This is a genomic window from Prevotella sp. 10(H) (assembly GCF_000711235.1).
Taxonomy (GTDB): Bacteria; Bacteroidota; Bacteroidia; order Bacteroidales; family Dysgonomonadaceae; genus Dysgonomonas.
This window is the reverse complement of sequence record NZ_JOMI01000007.1, coordinates 608,824-625,032: the sequence shown is the minus strand read 5'-3', so window position 1 is coordinate 625,032 and position 16,209 is coordinate 608,824. Positions and strand designations below refer to the sequence as shown.

Sequence of the window (16,209 nt, the reverse complement as noted above, 5' to 3'; positions counted from 1 at the left end):
TAAATAAAAGCAACAGATAATCAGATGATTTATACATCACAACATAATATGAGCAGAAAGATGATACTTTTATTATCTTTCTTTTGCATTGCCTGTTGTACCATGTTTGCGCAATCGCTTACTGTAGTGCGTGGTGTTGTCCGCGATGCAGTAACAAGAGAGAAACTGCCATTCGTAACCGTATCTTTCGACGATACATCTATCGGCTCTTTTTCAGATGAAGACGGAGAATTCAGAATAAGCAACAGGGGAAATCATACATCTATTACAGCAAAGCTCCTTGGCTATAAAACAGAAAGAATTTCGGTACCTGTAGGAAAGACAACCAGTCTTGAAATTAACCTTATACCTGAAGACCAAGAACTGAAAGAAGTAGTCGTACGTCCGCAGAAGGAAAAATATTCGAAGAAAAACAATCCGGCTGTAGAACTCATAAAGAAGGTAATAGCCCGCAAAAAAGAAAACAGTATATCGGATCTCGAATACTATCAATATAAAGAATATGAACGGATATTCTTTGCCCTGAACGATTATCACCCGGATATGCCGTTGCTGAAAAGGTATAAATTCTTACCTAATTATGCGGATACATCCTTAATCGATAAAAAGATCATACTTCCTTTTTCGGTAAGGGAAAAAATAACGGATGTATTTTACAGAAAAGAACCGGAATCTGCCAAACGCATTGTGAAAGGCTATCATATCGAGGGAATCGACCAGACTTTCGACACGGAAGGTCTCGATGCTATTATTAAAGAAGTATTTAAGGATGTATCCATATATGATAATTCCATTAATTTGTTATTACAACCCTTCGTAAGCCCATTAAGTGACCACAATGCTATAAACTTTTACCGCTGGTATATATCAGACACTGTAAAAATAGAGCAGGACAGATATGTAAAACTGGACTTTGCACCATTCAACTCACGCGATATCGGTTTTACAGGAAACCTCTATATATCTCTCGATAGCATGTTTGCAGTAAAACGCGCAGTAATAAGGACGCCTAAGAAAATGAATATAAACTTTGTTCAGGAGCTTATTATCTGGCACGATTTTAAAAAGACGGCAGAGAACAAATGGATTCCTATGGAAGAGCGGATGGCGATAGATGTCACGCTGGTAGATGCAATAAAATTCTATATAGACAAGACTAAAACCTATCAGGATTTTGCTGTAAACCAATCTATGGAACCTGTCTTTCTTCTATCGGCACCGGAAGCTTTCGAAAAGGATTATGAAAACAGACCGAAAGAATTCTGGACTGAAAACCGTCCGCCCGAGCATAAAAAGGATTACAAGATGGACCAGATGCTCGAAGATATCAATAAAGTAGCCTTATTTAAAGTTCTATTGAAAGCCGGGAATATTATATCCAGCAGCTATTTCCCTACATCTAAAAATCCCGATGACAGTAAAGTAGATATAGGAACTATCCCTACTTTCTACAGTTATAACAAGACAGAAGGAAACCGTTTCAGATTGACATTATCCACCACGAAGAACCTGCATCCTCATCTGTATTTCTATGGCTACGGGGCATATGGAACCCGTGACAAGAAGTTCAAATATTATGGTGAAGCTACCTGGGCTTTCAATAAGATAGAGAAGCATAAAGACGAGTATCCGAAAAACAACCTGATCGTAGCCTATAAGTATGATATAAATACACTTGGGCAACGGTACACGCAGGCCGAAAGGGATAATATACTCATGTCGATACAAGCATCAGGCAAGTCGAAAATGACCTATAACCGCCAGACACAGATAGCATGGGATAAAGAATTTTACGGAGGATTTTCATTCAAGCTTTCAGGGCAGACATTCGACGAGCGACCAGCCCGTAATATCATCTTTGAGAAGAGGGATGAGAACGGTAATATCTATAATGTGGACAGGGTAAAGACTACAGAAGCTATGCTTGCCCTGCGTTATGCCCCTAACGAGAAATTTTTCCAGCAACGCAGGAAGAGACATTCTATTCCTTCTCCGAGGCTGGTAACCAATCTGACCCATACAATGGCCTTGGAGAATTTTCTTGGAGGCGATTATCATTACAATAAGACTTCTTTTTCTTTAGCCAAACAGTTTTGGGTAGCGCCATATGGTAAGTTGTACCTTAATGTGCAAGGTGAAAAAATATGGGGTGAAACTCCATTCCCATTCCTGATTACTCCGAGTGCAAACAACTCATATACCATCCAACGCGGTAATTACTATCTGATAGAGCCGCTGGAATTCGTCCACGATGCACAGGCTTCGTGGGAGATCTATTATCATATGGGTGGGTGGTTATTCAACAGGGTACCTTTGCTTAAAATGCTGAAATGGCGCGAAGTATTCGGATTCAGAGGCTTTATCGGTTCTTTGAGCCATAAGAACAATCCGGAATACAACAATAATCTCTTACTGTTTCCTCAGCATACTTTTACAACATCAAGGGGGCCTTATATGGAATACAATGTAGGTATAGAAAACATCTTTAAGCTCTTCCGTATCGACTATGTACGCAGGCTCAGTTACCTGAGTCATCCCGATATAGACAGGGACGGCTTCAGAATATCATTCGAACTGAACTTCTAGCAAAATGGGATCTATATTGTCTCCTCAACATTTGCCCTATGGTCTTTGTTTAGGCTTAGCAAATTTGCGACAATTGTAACTATCAAATATTCAATTTTCCTTTGCGCCCTTGCCTAATCCCAAATTATAATTAAAAATGTTATTCCTTTACCAATTTACTGATTAATCGCTGTGCTAGCTCTGTGTTTCCTTTAAATATTAGCTTACCCTCTCTATCAAAAATAAGAAATGTTGGGAAACATGGGATTTCGATTTTTTGCATAACTGGGTCTTCAATATCAATTGATAAAGAAGGAATCTCAAACCCACTCTCAGAAAGAATTTTTGCGCCTGTATATGTATTTTCACCTTCATTTTCCATCCTGAAATGCAGGGCATATATCTTAACAGATGGATTATCTTTATACTTCTTACTTAGAGTCTCAACTCCGGGAAATTCCCTATAACAAGATCCGCAATAGGTATACCAGCAATCTAAAAGAACATACCCACCCTTATAATTAGCTAAGGATAAGGTATCTCCTTGCGGATTTTGAAATGTCAGTTTATACTGCTCACTGTTCTCAACTTTCCCGGTATATGTTTTAAAATTCCATTTATTATCCCACATATTATTTCCGTCAACTGACAACCATATTCCACATATAAACCCTACCGTACCAATTATAAAACGATATTTCTTATTTGAGACATATGTTAAGAATCCAATTAAGATACCCAATTGATGAATCAGGTAATCTAAAAAAGTTAAGTATGTTCCATAAAATGAAATAATACGCATTGGCAGTTGGAAAAATGAGCCTCCAATGAATATTGCTAAAAGGATATGTGTTTTTGGTAATTGTCCACTATATTTATATAAAATATAGAAAGTATAACAAAAATATAATGAAAAACCAGCTAGGGAGCATATATTAGAGCCATTTAAAAAGCCTATTCTGAAATAATCTCCTCTCAATGGTGAAATTACCACCATAATAATAAGAGAAAATAATCCAATAAGGAAATAGAGGTATTTTTTCTTTTTTATCATATTTCTTACATATATAGGTACCCGGTTTCGGGTACCCGTGAAAATTAAAACTTAAGCTTATCAATTTTAGTCATATATAATACGGGTAATAACACATTTCTTATCACATGTTCCTAACCATAAAAAACCACAACCTTTTGTTTTGCAGGTGCTTTCTTGACATTCATAGTAATATGAAGGATTAATTGGACAATCGTTTGCCAATGCACCTGTACCACAGTCTCAATCTTTTGTTTCTGGACCTTCAGAGCCCGTTTTTAAAATGGGACCATTTGAAGTATATCGCTTCATTTCACCTCTAATATTTACCATTTCAGCGCCATCTTGAGCAATTCCCCAAATGATATCATTGTTCCAGCCCAATTCTTCTTTTGCATACTCCATCCATTTATATGAAAATATCTCATCTTCTTTTGTTAGTTCTCTTTCATATATATCTTCATTTTCAAGTAAGAAGGTATAAAGTAGCTGAATATGCTCTTTTTCCTTTTCCTTCCATTCCAATGTTAATACCTCTTGTATTTTTTGCTTCCAGAAATTAACTTTTTGTTCAGGAGTAAATGCTACAAAAGCAGCCTTTTGATACGAGCCATCACTTACATTCAGCCAATCATCTGAATTTTGACTATAATGTGTTAAGACCTATCATGTTCATGTCTAATATCTCCTGTCATATCTAATGTTCTGTTTAGGAGTGTGGGGTTAAAGTTTAAACAAGATGTCAACAATGAGAAGTCTAAAACCAAGTATAGGTATTGATCTTTTATAATTCTCCACATATCTTATTATAAAAATCAGTTATACAGTAAACTGAGGGCATTGTATTTACATTTGTAAATATAAGTAAAAATAATTAAAAAAAGAGTTATTATAATATTTAGGATTTAAATTCAAAGAGGAATGAAGGAATGATGTAATGGTCCATATGTGTTGAATAAGGTTATCGATTGTTATAAAAAACTGGTAATGAGCAAAACGCATTATTTATCTTCACCGCTTGATAATGGTAGTACAAAACGTTGGTATTTCAAATAAAATGGAGCCTGTTTTTGATCCATCATATTAATATTACAAATTAGAAGAATGTATCTGCTACCCGCATCAGTATTTCTTGCGGGTCGAGTGGATTTTTCTTAGGCAGGTCTTTAGGAACAAGCACTTTCAAGCCTTTGGGTATTATTTTCACGTGTATTTCAGTACCCATTTCTACAGGGTCACCGTCGATATGCATCACTCCGGCCGATTCGCGTTTTATAGTAGCTTCATTGGTGATAAGCTCAATCATTTTATTGTTCTCGTCTATCTTTTTTGCAAACAATTGTAGTGAAGTCTGCGGAACATCCAATATAGATAAAGGCTTGAGTATGGCAATATTCATCATCCCATCCTGAATATCGGCATGGGGAGCTATATGAGCATTGTATCCGTACTGCGAAGCATTAGCACATGTAACCACAAAAGCTTCATCCTTTATTGTTCCTTCAGGACAAATGATCTCATATGTCTGAGGCTTTTGCTTTATAAATGTCTCCAGCATATTTTTGATATACATGAAAGAACCCCGACTCTTCTTACCGGAAGACATGGCCGCCACTTCGGCATCGAATCCCATTCCACAGGTACAGAAGAATATACGCTCATTATTTACCTTTCCATAATCTATCGAGATTATGTTTTCTTCAAGAATGGTATTCATAGCTTTCTTGGCATCGACAGGAATATTCAGATCGCGTGCCAAACCATTACCTGAACCTAAAGGAATGATTCCCAAAACAATATCAGAATCAACCAATGTACGGGCAACCTCATTTACCGTCCCGTCGCCACCGACAGCAACTACATAGTCCACTTTGTCTTCAATTGCCTGCTTGGCAATTTCCGAACCGTGGCCTGCATAGCCGGTAATAAATATATGAACATCAAACTTATGAGGATCAAAAGTTTCTGCTATCTTCCGCGGCAGATTTTGCTTCGACGATGTACCTGATTTAGGGTTGATTATTACATATATCTTCTTCTTCGCACTCATTTTCTGGAAACTTAACGAAATTATAATACAAATGTAATATATTAACAACGACAGTCCAAATAGTAAGTCTGCTTATAAACGAGAATATCAGGATAAATACTCATCTATCCTGATATCTACTATTAAATTGAATTTATTTATTCATTATAACAATCTGCTGTCTTACAGACTCTTCATGTATAGCCTCTAATACAACGCGCATAAATTCGGGATTCATGCCCATACCTTCCGCCTGCGAAATGCGTTTACTCAATATTTCATCATACCGATCGGTTTGCACGATAGTCATGTTGTGCTCTTTCTTGAAAGTACCGATCTCGCATGAAATGCGCATACGTTTTGCAAGCAGTTCTAACAATTGTTCGTCGATTTCGTCAATCTGCCTACGCAATATAGACAAATCTTCTGTCGATTGTTTGCCGTCGCGTATAATAAGGCCGTCAAGGATTTCCTTAAGCCTTTCTGGAGTCACCTGCTGCGAAGCATCGCTCCATGCGTTATCAGGGTCACAATGTGTTTCAATAATCAATCCTTCGAAGTTCAGGTCCATAGCTTGTTGAGATAATGGCTGGATAAGGTCGCGCTTACCACCGATATGGCTCGGGTCACAGATGATCGGCAAATCTGGGTAACGGCGTTTCAGTTCGATAGGTATATGCCATTGCGGCAGGTTGCGATAAATCTTTTTATCGTATGAACTGAAGCCGCGGTGTATAGCACCCAGCTTAGTAAGCCCCACATTGCTTAGGCGCTCCAATGCTCCGATCCAGAGTTCGAGGTCTGGATTCACCGGATTCTTTACCAGTACCGGAATATCTACTCCTTGCAAAGCCTCTGCTATTTCCTGCACAGCAAAAGGATTAGCCGTAGTACGGGCACCTATCCAAAGCATATCGATGCCGTATTTCAGAGCTTCGTAAACATGCTTCTGTGTAGCTACCTCAGTAGAAACATACATGCCTGTTTCCTGCTTCACTTTTTTCAGCCATGCAAGACCTTCGCTACCCACTCCTTCGAAGCCTCCGGGCTTTGTGCGGGGTTTCCATATGCCTGCACGAAGAATTTTTATACCGTCAGCCGCAAGTTGACGGGCTGTATTCATTACCTGCTCTTCTGTTTCGGCACTGCAAGGCCCTGCAATTACCAAAGGACGTTTCGGGTCGATACCCGGTAGTAAGATTGATTCCAGTTTCATTGTTTCTATTTTTTATGATTATTATTTTACATTTAATGACATTAATATATTATCTGAATAGTTCTCATTTCCATTCCTGAAATAGTTTTTGCGTACACCATCAACAGTAAATCCCCATTTTTTATATAAATTTATTGCAGTCAGGTTATCGGAGAATGTTTCTAAAACCAATATCTCCAATTCAGGATTCTTTTTTGCCCATGATATCATACTCTCGAAAAGTATATTCCCTAAACCATTTCCGCGCCAATCTTCCAATATACTGATACCCAAAACAGCAACATGCTTCATCTTTCGGTTTTGATAGCCTGTAGCATTGAATGTTGCCAGAATCTTTTCATTATCTACAGCAACCAGTAAAAGGCTGTTCTCTTTCTGATGAGATTTAATCCAATCGGCTTCTTCTTCCGGTGTAGGATTAAATTCATTTTCATACGAACACATATAATCGCTGGTTCTCAGATAAGATTTTGCAGCGTCAATTAAAGCCTGCGCATCTTCGCAAACCGCTTCACGGATTACGATATTCTTACCATTCTTAAGAGTGATATGTTGTGGTGCAAATCTCATTCTTCCAGTTTCTTAATTCTGTTTAAAGCCTCTCTAAGCATATCTTCATTACAACAAAGCGAAATACGGATATACCTCTCTCCTTTACTGCCGAAAATAAACCCGGGGGTAAGAAATACTTTCGCATTATATAATATGTTATCTGCCAGTTCTTCGCTACTTTTTAGGGTATCCGGAATTTTACCCCAAAGGAACATCCCTACCTGATTTTTATCGTAAGTGCAACCCAGTACATCCATTATTTCGCCCGCATATTTACGGCGACGGGCATAGAGTTCTATATTATTCTTCCTATGCCACTCGTCCGAATTGTTTAAGGCGGCAATAGTAGCCAATTGCATAGGTTTCAGAATTCCGCTTTCTATATTGCTTAATACTTTCAGAATCCAGCTTATAAATTGTGCATTTGCTACGACCAATCCTATACGCCAGCCCGGCATATTATGCGATTTACTCATCGAGTTAAGCTCTATACATATATCTTTTGCCCCCTCTACCTGCATAATGCTAAGCGGATTTTCGTTCAGTATCAGGCTATACGGATTATCATGAGCAATTATGATGCCATGTTTTTTACCAAAGGCTACCAGTTTTTCAAACAGTTCTAATGAGCCGTTTGCCCCCGTAGGCATATTCGGATAGTTAACCCACATCAGTTTAATACCTGACAAATCCTTATTTTCCAACGCTTCGAAATCGGGTTGCCAGTTGTTATTCTCATCCAAATCGTATGTATGTATCTTTGCACCCACCATTTTACTTACCGATGTATATGTCGGATAACCCGGATTCGGTACCAATACGCCATCGCCCGGATTGAGGAATGCCAGCGAAATATGTAGAATTCCTTCCTTAGAACCGATAAGCGGCTGAATTTCTTTTGAAGAATCAAGAGTCACATCATACCATCTTTTATACCAGTCGGCAAAAGCTTCTCTTAGTTCGGGCAATCCTACATGCGGTTGGTAACCGTGAGCATCACTTTTTGCAGCAGATTCACTCAATGTATGGATTGTTTCTTCCGAAGGTGGCAGGTCGGGGCTGCCTATTCCCAGACTAATTACATTTTGTCCGGCGGCATTCATTTCCGCTACTTCCCTTAGTTTCTTTGAGAAATAGTATTCCTGAACGGTATTAAGCCTGTCGGCGGGTATTATTCGTTTCATATTTTTAGCTGTTAGCTATTAGCCTGTAGCCTCTAGTTTTTGTTTTACAATAATTAACTATATTTAGTTAAAAGGTAACAAAAGTAACGTTTTTCGCACATTTCTGTATTCCATTACTTTTTAACTTAATTATCTGTTTTACATATAGATAAATATCTTTTTTATTCTTTACTAAGTTTTTCTTTATAAAAGACAGCCTACATCTCGCTTTGTCTGCCTTCGGGATATTCACCCAATGTTTTCAGTTCGCTAATCAACGGACGAATAGCATCGAGAGACTGATGATAACGTTCGATATCGGTGAATTTAAGGTCTACATAAAACTGGTATTCCCATTCGTGACCGACAATCGGCAACGACTGTATCTTTGTAAGGCTGATACCGTAAAAGGAAAATACAGATAATACTTTCGACAGGCTGCCTTCGCTATGAGGGAGTGTGAATACGATAGATGATTTATTTATAACATCATTCTTTTGTATCTCTTCCACAATCCACTTATTACCAAAAACAAGAAAGCGAGTAAAATTGTGCTTATTCGTCTCAATTCCCCTCGCCAGTATATTCAATCCATACATTTCTGCCGCTCTCACCCCACATATGGCCGCCATGCCGGGCAACTGCTTCTCTGCAATATCTTTCGCAGCAAGAGCCGTATCGCCATATTCCACAACCTTTACACCCGGTAAGGTATCCAGAAAGTTTGTGCATTGCATCAGTGCGATAGGATGCGACTGTATTTCTTTGATATCGTGTATAGTCTGTCCTGGAAGAGCAGCCAGACAATGGGAAATGCGCTGTTTGAACTCACCTGCAATGGGAAGTTTATTCTCTTTCAGCAAATCGTAATTACCTAATAGGCTGCCTGCTATGGTATTCTCGATAGCCATTACACCGACTGTATTCGGCTCCTTCTTAATGGTGGTAAAGATATCCCTGAAAGTTGCGCATGGCACGATTTCAACTTCCTCTTCGAAATAATTCTCTGCGGCAATGCCGTGATAGGCTCCTAATTCTCCTTGTATCGCTACTCTTTTCATATGGTTGTGTAATTGTCAAAAAAAAATCCCGTCATATCTGACAGGATTCTATATATCTGATTGTTTTATTTCACTCTCATTTATTACATACAAAATCCTGTTTCACCTTGCTAAAAAAGTAAAAGTAAAAAAAGAAAAAGTATGTAGAAAAGTTCTTCATTTCAATAGTTGTTATTCTATTATGGATACAAAAGTAATATTTTTTTGAATAAAACAAACGTTTTATCTTTTTTATTTGACAAAAATTAAAATATGGCAGTTATAACGCTCCTGAGTAGCTTTTCACTTCCACTTTGCTACATGCTGCACTCTCTGCCCGTCATCATAGGTATACTGACTTAAAGAATGCTCTTTGGACTGTATTACCATATAAATCATCGGTTCGTCGGAAGAATTCCTCATACTCCTCTTCCCAGCCGGCGCAACGCGAATCACACTACCTTCGGTAACAGGAAAGCAGTCGTCATCTACCTGAAAATCGCCTGAGCCTTTCAGTATAATATAAGTTTCCTCATCCTGCGTGTGTATATGAAAATAATTTAAATCGGCATGTGGCGGAAGCGAATTGAAGGAGATTTCGGTTCCCGTTGCTTTCGTTGCATCTTTGAGAAATACCTTACCTTTAATCTCCTGTCCTATCTTCGGATGCATAAGAGAATAATCAGCTAACTGTTCAAGACTTCCGATATTGATAGCCGTATAATTCGGATTTTCCGATAGTTTCTTTATTTCTTTCATATTTTCTGGATTAAAAGATAGAACTAAGTTAAAAACAATAATCGGATAATATAGAAAGAATAATTGCTTTATATGCAAGTGAAATAGTAAATTAAACCAAATGTGACAATATTTAAATATTTATCTAAATAATTTGCTATTTCAAAAAATATAATAACTTTGCATTTCAAAGTTCTTTTTAAAACATAATATAAAATGAAAGTAAAACTAATACTTCCCGCTTTAACAGAAGCCGAGAGCCCGTTCTGGAGACCGATAAAATACTCGCTATTTCCTCCATTGGGCTTAGCTACACTGGCTGCATTCCTCTCGCCCGACGATGAAATCGATCTGCAGGATCAACATGTAGAACACCTCAATCTGGACGATGAACCCGATTTAGTACTTATTCAGGTATATATTACAAATGCATTCCGTGCATACAAAATTGCCGACCACTATCGCGCAAAGGGAGCATATGTACTCCTCGGCGGGTTGCATGTAACTTCATTGCCCGACGAAGCTTCACAACATGCTGATACAATATTTCTTGGTCCTGCCGAGGAATCTTTTCCGCGCTTTCTGGAAGATTTCCGAGCAAAAAGGCCGCAAAAAGTATATCGTTCATTTGTGCGAACTTTGCATGGGTTACCGCCTTCCCGACGCGACCTTATTAAAAGGAACCGCTATCTGGTGCCGAATTCGTTGGTAGTGACACGCGGTTGTCCGCATCATTGTGATTTTTGTTATAAGGATGCTTTTTTCGTTGGGGGAAAATCTTTCTATACACAATTAGTGGATGATGCCTTAGCTGAAATAGAGCGGTTACCCGGAAAGCATCTCTATTTCCTCGATGATCACTTGCTGGGAAATCCGAGGTTTGCCGATGAACTGTTTGAAGGGATGAAAGGTATGAACCGTGTATTTCAAGGGGCGGCAACAATAGATTCGATACTCAATGGCGACCTGATAGAAAAAGCAGCGGAAGCCGGACTAAGGAGCGTGTTTGTAGGGTTTGAAACTTTCTCTCCCGAAAATCTCCGTATGAGCAATAAGAAGCAAAACATAGCCAGAAGCTATACCGATGCAGTCAACCGCTTGCACTCACTCGGCATTATGATAAACGGTAGTTTCGTCTTCGGGCTCGACCACGATGACAAAGATGTATTCCGCCGCACTGTGGACTGGGGTGTGGAGAATGCTATAACCACTTCTACATATCATATTCTTACGCCTTATCCGGGCACACGCTTGTTTAACGATATGGAATCGGCAGGGAGAATCCTTTCCCGCAATTGGGATCGATACGATACGCGGCATGTTGTATACAAAACGAAGGGATTGAGCGCAATAGAACTTGAAGAAGGTTATAACTGGGCTTATAAAGAATTTTATAGCTGGTCAAATATATTTGCAGCCTCCGGTAAACACGAATCGATAAAACATCAATTCAAGCACTTATTCTATACGGGAGGATGGAAAAAATTCGAGCCGTTATGGAATTTCATTATTAAAACGGGAGGGCTTAATACTATGTTGCCTTTACTGGAGTCATTATTAAGTAAAGTAAATAGTAGAAAGACAGAGCCTGTATTTGAGAAAAAGCTTATCGGTGAAAAAATCTGATAATAATCTATTCTACAGCAACTTCTTTATTTTTCAGGAGTTTAGAGAATTCTTCCTTAGTCCCGTTAAATACATTCAGGTCTACCACTGTATGTATTCCTTTAACCCTGCCGCGATTGGTAAATTGCCAGAACATCCAGTCGCGCTTATCCGGTAGATTAGGCTTGGATAATATATTACGTATCCAAATAGGATTATCAGGAAAGCGGTTTACAAGATAATTACGGTAAAATTCGTTGGTAGTATATATAATAACTTTCTGTTGATAATGATCTTCGATTATTTCAAAATACTTTGTTATTTCACCTATCAGATCCTCCTTACGGTTTTCAGCTGCACAATTACCTCCATATTCCAGATCGATTATAGGCGGTAAATCTATACTATCGCGCGGTACATAATGTATATAATTGCGTGCCTGCTCTTCACCGTCTTTACAGAATGTAAAAAAATGGTATGCACCCGAAAGTATTTTGTTCTGACGCGCTTCGCGCCAGTTGAGCTGAAACATGGAATCCTTGTGATTACCTCCTTCGGTAGCCTTGATAAAAGCGAACTGCACCGATTTTTTATCCAGCTTGTCCCAGTCTATCTTTTGCTGATGGTGTGATACATCGATTCCCTGCACCGGATATTCGGTGAACGAGGGATAATTAAGGCGTATATATCCGTTCATGAAAGCCATATATACTCCCGCGCCGATGACAACTATCATAGCAACAACCGATATAGAGTATAATGTAATCTTTACTCGCATAAGGGATTATTTCATTGAACAACGAAGTTATGATTATTTTTTCTTTTCGCATATTATATTTTTGTATATATTTGAAGAGTATTAATAATCTTTTTTAACAATAAAATTGTAATTCCATGACAGAATACAGCAATCAAGGCTATCAGGAACCTGTGCAGCAGACTAATAGCTGGGAAACTCCAACTAAGCCGCCAAGGCCTAACAATAATTTAATCTTAGCTATACTAGCAACAGTTTTCAGTTTGATCACCTGTTGCGGCTATGTTAGTTGCATCGGATTCATTTTAGGGATCATTGCAATAGTGTTCTCTACGCAGGTAGATTCCAAATATTTTGCAGGCGACTATGCCGGAGCCGAAAGTGCAGCCAAGAATGCCAAACTTTTGTCATTGATCGCTATCGGTACCATAGTACTTTCAGTAGTATGGATCATTGTTTCCATTATTCTTGCAGGCGGTATCTCTGCTATAATGGATCAGTATCAGACCATAATGGATCAATACAGCTAATCAACATCTTAACATTTTAAATACAGAAAGGTAATTTCATCGGAATTACCTTTCATTTTTTTATGAAGAAATACATCCTGCTTATACTTGCCATATTATTCCCTATTATTATAATTGTCGTATATTACGCCATGTATAATATAGCAGGAGATAATTCTGCCTGCACATTCAAATCAGCTACAGGATTGGAATGTCCGGGATGCGGCGGGCAGCGGAGCTTACATTTCCTGTTACACGGTGATGTCCTACAGGCTATAAGATACAATGTGTTTTTTGTGGTTGCAGGGCCTTTCCTTGCTTATTTTTACTATCTGGCTGTCAGGGTATATATATTAGGACAGGAGAAGTATTTGAAAAGCTTCATGTTCAAACCCTGGTTCGGCTATACATTATTGATAACGGTTATCTGCTTTTTTATTTTAAGGAATATCCCCGTATGGCCGTTTACTTATCTGGCACCCCCACAATAAAAAAAGTGGCCGAGGCCACTTCCTGTTTATATTATATTACTTTCTTAAATCTTTCCAAAAACACTTTAGCCTGATCAATGGTGAGACAGAGCGGAGGAAGCAAACGGAATACATGAGTTCCGGTAGCACCTGTAAATACTTTCTCTTCGAATAAAAGTTTCGTGCGTTTTTCTTTTATCGGTTCATCAAACTCCATACCTATCATAAGCCCACGACCGCGCACTTCCTTTATTTGAGGAAATTTTCTCAATTCTTCCATCAGAAACTGACCGACATTGTAGGCATTCTCAACAAGTTTTTCTTCCTTCATAATATCGAGAACCGCAATTGCAGCAGCACAGGCCAGATGATTCCCCCCGAATGTAGTTCCCAGCTGCCCGTATACAGCCTTAAACATCGGATGAATAAGTACGCCCGACATAGGGAAACCGTTACCGATACCTTTTGCTACTGTTATAAGATCGGCTTCTATTCCTGCATATTGATGAGCGAAAAACTTACCGCTACGCCCGTATCCGGATTGTATTTCGTCTAAAATAAGTACCGTGCCTGTTTCGGTACAAACTTCACGAAGTTTTCTCAGAAAATCATCGTATGGAATCTGAATACCTGCAACTCCCTGAATACCCTCGATAATTACCGAACAGTATTCTTTACTTGCTAGTTCTTTACGTACAAATTCGATATCATTGAACGGAGCAAACACAACATTATCGGACTGGTTCACCGGAGCAGAGTATGCCGGAATATCCGTCGTAGCTACTGTAACGGATGTACGTCCATGGAATGCTTTTTTGAAAGACAGGACTTTCTTACGCCCGTTATGAAATGAAGCCAGTTTTATAGCATTTTCGTTAGCCTCCGCGCCCGAGTTTATCAAGAACAGGTTATAATCAGGGTAACCGCATTGTTCTCCTAACTTCTGAGCTACTTCTCGCTGAAGCATATTTATAACGGAGTTGGAATAAAAACCGATTTTATTCAATTGCTCCGTAACCTTTGCAACATAATACGGATGTGAATGTCCTACAGAGATCACAGCATGCCCCCCGTAAAGATCGAGGTATTCATCACCCTTATCGTCGTATACATAACATCCCTCGCCTTTTACGATATTGATATCGAACAGCGGAAATACGTCAAATAGTTTCATTTCTTTATATGTTAGTTATTGATTTCTTTTATTGTTTCTATAAGTTTTTCCTGATTTAAAATATACATTCCCAGTCTGTCTTCCGATATTCCGTCTTTCAATTTGTATGAATAACGAGGTTGGTCATCCTCTCCGGTTATTTCCATATACCTGAATTGAATATTCGAAATATGCCTCAATTTATCTGCCACTTCAACAATATGCGTAGATATTGCAGAATAAGAATTTTGAACTTCTGTAAAGGCGGAAATAACAGCCAGAGAACCGTCATATGCATCTTTTACATTTGTCCCGCGAAAAAGTTCGTCAAAGATAACCAGCATATTATTACCCTTTAGCCTTTTTGCTATATGTTTTATCCTCAATACCTCTGAATAAAAATGGCTAAAGCCGGTATTCAGGCTATCGGATATATTTATAGTCGTATATAATCCCGTAAACGGACTGAAAATCATTTTAGCAGCAGGAACGGGAAAACCCGTATGAGCCAGATAAAAAGCGATTCCTAAAGATTTGAGAAATGTTGATTTGCCTGCCATATTAGGACCCGAAATAAAGAGCAGATTATTTTCAGAATTAAGCCTTACATCGTTCTTTACCGGAGACTCGATAAATGGATGAAAGATGCCTTCAATATAAATATTATACTCTTCATTTAATTCGGGGTATGAGAAATTATACTTTCGGGCGGCTTTTGCCACTGCCCTGAATACATCGTATTCGTATATCAAATTCAGGAAAAAGAGTACTTCTTGTTTATGAGTATAACGAAACATATAATCGAACTGTGCTATCTGGAACATTCCCAGCTTTTCCATGCTCCCGATTTTCGCTATCTCCACATATTCATCTAATTTAAACAGACGAAAAATCTCCTCATTATTTTTGAGGATAAGAGCAGGACATTCCTTTTCGGAGAGCGTCTTTGCAAAATTGTGCAAAGTATTCATCAACTCGATGAAATAATCAATCCCCCTCTCTATAATATAATAATCATTATTGGGTTTGATTTTATAGGCTATTCCTTTCTCGATAGCAAAAAATCTAGATGGAGCCTGTGTCGGATAATTGCCGTAATTGAGGTAATGTTCGATAAAGTCAAGCGAATTTTTATCTATATCTAATGTTTTTGCCTCTTCCGAAAACTGGAAGAAAGCAATAGCGCCTTTTCTTTCCTTTATCTTATCATAATCACTTAAAGGAGCTTCAAGAAAGCTGTAAAGCTTATTTTTACCACCAATACTGACCGCAAAATTGAGCATATCGAACAGAGATTTATTATTTTTAATTGTCTTAAAAATTTCCAAATCCTTCAAAGTCTGATTGTCAACTTCAAATCCCATGTCTAATTATTATTT

15 protein-coding genes are annotated in these 16,209 nt (G+C 38.4%); 4 read left to right on the top strand and 11 right to left on the bottom strand.

All coding sequences use genetic code 11. The features are described 5' to 3' along the window. Positions 1-48: 48 nt before the first annotated feature. On the top strand, positions 49-2,586 hold the full coding sequence (locus K348_RS0114150) for a DUF5686 and carboxypeptidase-like regulatory domain-containing protein (RefSeq protein WP_231496791.1): 2,538 nt from the start codon (positions 49-51) through the stop codon (positions 2,584-2,586). A gap of 139 nt (positions 2,587-2,725) precedes the next feature. Here the strand turns inward: K348_RS0114150 and K348_RS0114145 are convergent, their stop codons facing one another. The 8 genes from K348_RS0114145 to K348_RS0114110 all read right to left on the bottom strand — a co-directional run bounded on the left by K348_RS0114145 (position 2,726) and on the right by K348_RS0114110 (position 10,357). Further along, positions 2,726-3,619 (bottom strand): TlpA disulfide reductase family protein, encoded by an 894-nt coding sequence (locus K348_RS0114145; RefSeq protein ID WP_029905833.1) that lies wholly within the window; start codon positions 3,617-3,619, stop codon positions 2,726-2,728. A gap of 222 nt (positions 3,620-3,841) precedes the next feature. Then, positions 3,842-4,225: a bacteriocin fulvocin C-related protein gene (locus tag K348_RS0114140; protein WP_156032895.1), complete on the bottom strand. Its 384-nt coding sequence runs from the start codon at positions 4,223-4,225 to the stop codon at positions 3,842-3,844. Between the two features lie 469 nt (positions 4,226-4,694). After that, on the bottom strand, positions 4,695-5,648 hold the full coding sequence (locus tag K348_RS0114135) for a diacylglycerol kinase family protein (protein ID WP_029905830.1): 954 nt from the start codon (positions 5,646-5,648) through the stop codon (positions 4,695-4,697). A 133-nt stretch (positions 5,649-5,781) separates the two neighbouring features. Further along, positions 5,782-6,843 carry a bifunctional 3-deoxy-7-phosphoheptulonate synthase/chorismate mutase type II gene (locus K348_RS0114130; RefSeq protein ID WP_029905829.1) on the bottom strand — a complete coding sequence of 354 codons (1,062 nt, stop codon included), beginning with the start codon at positions 6,841-6,843 and terminating at the stop codon, positions 5,782-5,784. A gap of 21 nt (positions 6,844-6,864) precedes the next feature. Continuing rightward, positions 6,865-7,413 carry a GNAT family N-acetyltransferase gene (locus K348_RS0114125; RefSeq protein ID WP_029905828.1) on the bottom strand — a complete coding sequence of 183 codons (549 nt, stop codon included), beginning with the start codon at positions 7,411-7,413 and terminating at the stop codon, positions 6,865-6,867. Continuing rightward, positions 7,410-8,579: a pyridoxal phosphate-dependent aminotransferase gene (locus K348_RS0114120; RefSeq protein ID WP_029905826.1), complete on the bottom strand. Its 1,170-nt coding sequence runs from the start codon at positions 8,577-8,579 to the stop codon at positions 7,410-7,412. Before K348_RS0114120 ends, K348_RS0114125 begins: the two co-directional genes overlap by 4 nt. A gap of 197 nt (positions 8,580-8,776) precedes the next feature. After that, positions 8,777-9,619 carry a prephenate dehydratase gene (locus tag K348_RS0114115; protein ID WP_029905824.1) on the bottom strand — a complete coding sequence of 281 codons (843 nt, stop codon included), beginning with the start codon at positions 9,617-9,619 and terminating at the stop codon, positions 8,777-8,779. Between the two features lie 282 nt (positions 9,620-9,901). Beyond that, on the bottom strand, positions 9,902-10,357 hold the full coding sequence (locus K348_RS0114110; RefSeq protein WP_029905823.1) for a cupin domain-containing protein: 456 nt from the start codon (positions 10,355-10,357) through the stop codon (positions 9,902-9,904). Positions 10,358-10,552: 195 nt separating this feature from the next. On the opposite strand from K348_RS0114110, the gene K348_RS0114105 reads away from it, so the two are divergent. After that, a complete protein-coding gene (locus tag K348_RS0114105) occupies positions 10,553-11,962 on the top strand; it encodes a radical SAM protein (RefSeq protein WP_051697896.1) in 1,410 nt (469 codons plus the stop codon). 7 nt (positions 11,963-11,969) lie between these two features. Here K348_RS0114105 and K348_RS0114100 read toward each other — a convergent pair whose 3' ends face one another. Next, a complete protein-coding gene (locus K348_RS0114100) occupies positions 11,970-12,719 on the bottom strand; it encodes a GH25 family lysozyme (protein ID WP_036930575.1) in 750 nt (249 codons plus the stop codon). A gap of 116 nt (positions 12,720-12,835) precedes the next feature. Here K348_RS0114100 and K348_RS0114095 point away from each other — a divergent pair, with 116 nt between their 5' ends. Continuing rightward, positions 12,836-13,228: a CD225/dispanin family protein gene (locus K348_RS0114095; RefSeq protein WP_029905811.1), complete on the top strand. Its 393-nt coding sequence runs from the start codon at positions 12,836-12,838 to the stop codon at positions 13,226-13,228. A 62-nt stretch (positions 13,229-13,290) separates the two neighbouring features. Continuing rightward, on the top strand, positions 13,291-13,698 hold the full coding sequence (locus tag K348_RS0114090) for a DUF2752 domain-containing protein (protein ID WP_029905809.1): 408 nt from the start codon (positions 13,291-13,293) through the stop codon (positions 13,696-13,698). Positions 13,699-13,729: 31 nt separating this feature from the next. Here K348_RS0114090 and K348_RS0114085 read toward each other — a convergent pair whose 3' ends face one another. Both K348_RS0114085 and K348_RS0114080 read right to left on the bottom strand, forming a co-directional pair. Continuing rightward, complete coding sequence (locus tag K348_RS0114085) at positions 13,730-14,851, bottom strand: aspartate aminotransferase family protein (RefSeq protein ID WP_029905807.1); 1,122 nt, start codon at positions 14,849-14,851, stop codon at positions 13,730-13,732. 11 nt (positions 14,852-14,862) lie between these two features. Beyond that, a complete protein-coding gene (locus K348_RS0114080) occupies positions 14,863-16,194 on the bottom strand; it encodes a hypothetical protein (protein ID WP_029905805.1) in 1,332 nt (443 codons plus the stop codon). Positions 16,195-16,209 lie beyond the last annotated feature (15 nt).

Bases quoted from the DNA above. Each gene is read 5' to 3' on its own strand.
- K348_RS0114150 (WP_231496791.1), top strand. From the start codon at position 49: ATGAGCAGAAAGATGATACTTTTATTATCTTTCTTTTGCATTGCCTGT.
- K348_RS0114145 (WP_029905833.1), bottom strand. From the start codon at position 3,619: ATGATAAAAAAGAAAAAATACCTCTATTTCCTTATTGGATTATTTTCT.
- K348_RS0114135 (WP_029905830.1), bottom strand. From the start codon at position 5,648: ATGAGTGCGAAGAAGAAGATATATGTAATAATCAACCCTAAATCAGGT.
- K348_RS0114130 (WP_029905829.1), bottom strand. From the start codon at position 6,843: ATGAAACTGGAATCAATCTTACTACCGGGTATCGACCCGAAACGTCCT.
- K348_RS0114125 (WP_029905828.1), bottom strand. From the start codon at position 7,413: ATGAGATTTGCACCACAACATATCACTCTTAAGAATGGTAAGAATATC.
- K348_RS0114120 (WP_029905826.1), bottom strand. From the start codon at position 8,579: ATGAAACGAATAATACCCGCCGACAGGCTTAATACCGTTCAGGAATAC.
- K348_RS0114115 (WP_029905824.1), bottom strand. From the start codon at position 9,619: ATGAAAAGAGTAGCGATACAAGGAGAATTAGGAGCCTATCACGGCATT.
- K348_RS0114110 (WP_029905823.1), bottom strand. From the start codon at position 10,357: ATGAAAGAAATAAAGAAACTATCGGAAAATCCGAATTATACGGCTATC.
- K348_RS0114105 (WP_051697896.1), top strand. From the start codon at position 10,553: ATGAAAGTAAAACTAATACTTCCCGCTTTAACAGAAGCCGAGAGCCCG.
- K348_RS0114100 (WP_036930575.1), bottom strand. From the start codon at position 12,719: ATGCGAGTAAAGATTACATTATACTCTATATCGGTTGTTGCTATGATA.
- K348_RS0114095 (WP_029905811.1), top strand. From the start codon at position 12,836: ATGACAGAATACAGCAATCAAGGCTATCAGGAACCTGTGCAGCAGACT.
- K348_RS0114090 (WP_029905809.1), top strand. From the start codon at position 13,291: ATGAAGAAATACATCCTGCTTATACTTGCCATATTATTCCCTATTATT.
- K348_RS0114085 (WP_029905807.1), bottom strand. From the start codon at position 14,851: ATGAAACTATTTGACGTATTTCCGCTGTTCGATATCAATATCGTAAAA.
- K348_RS0114080 (WP_029905805.1), bottom strand. From the start codon at position 16,194: ATGGGATTTGAAGTTGACAATCAGACTTTGAAGGATTTGGAAATTTTT.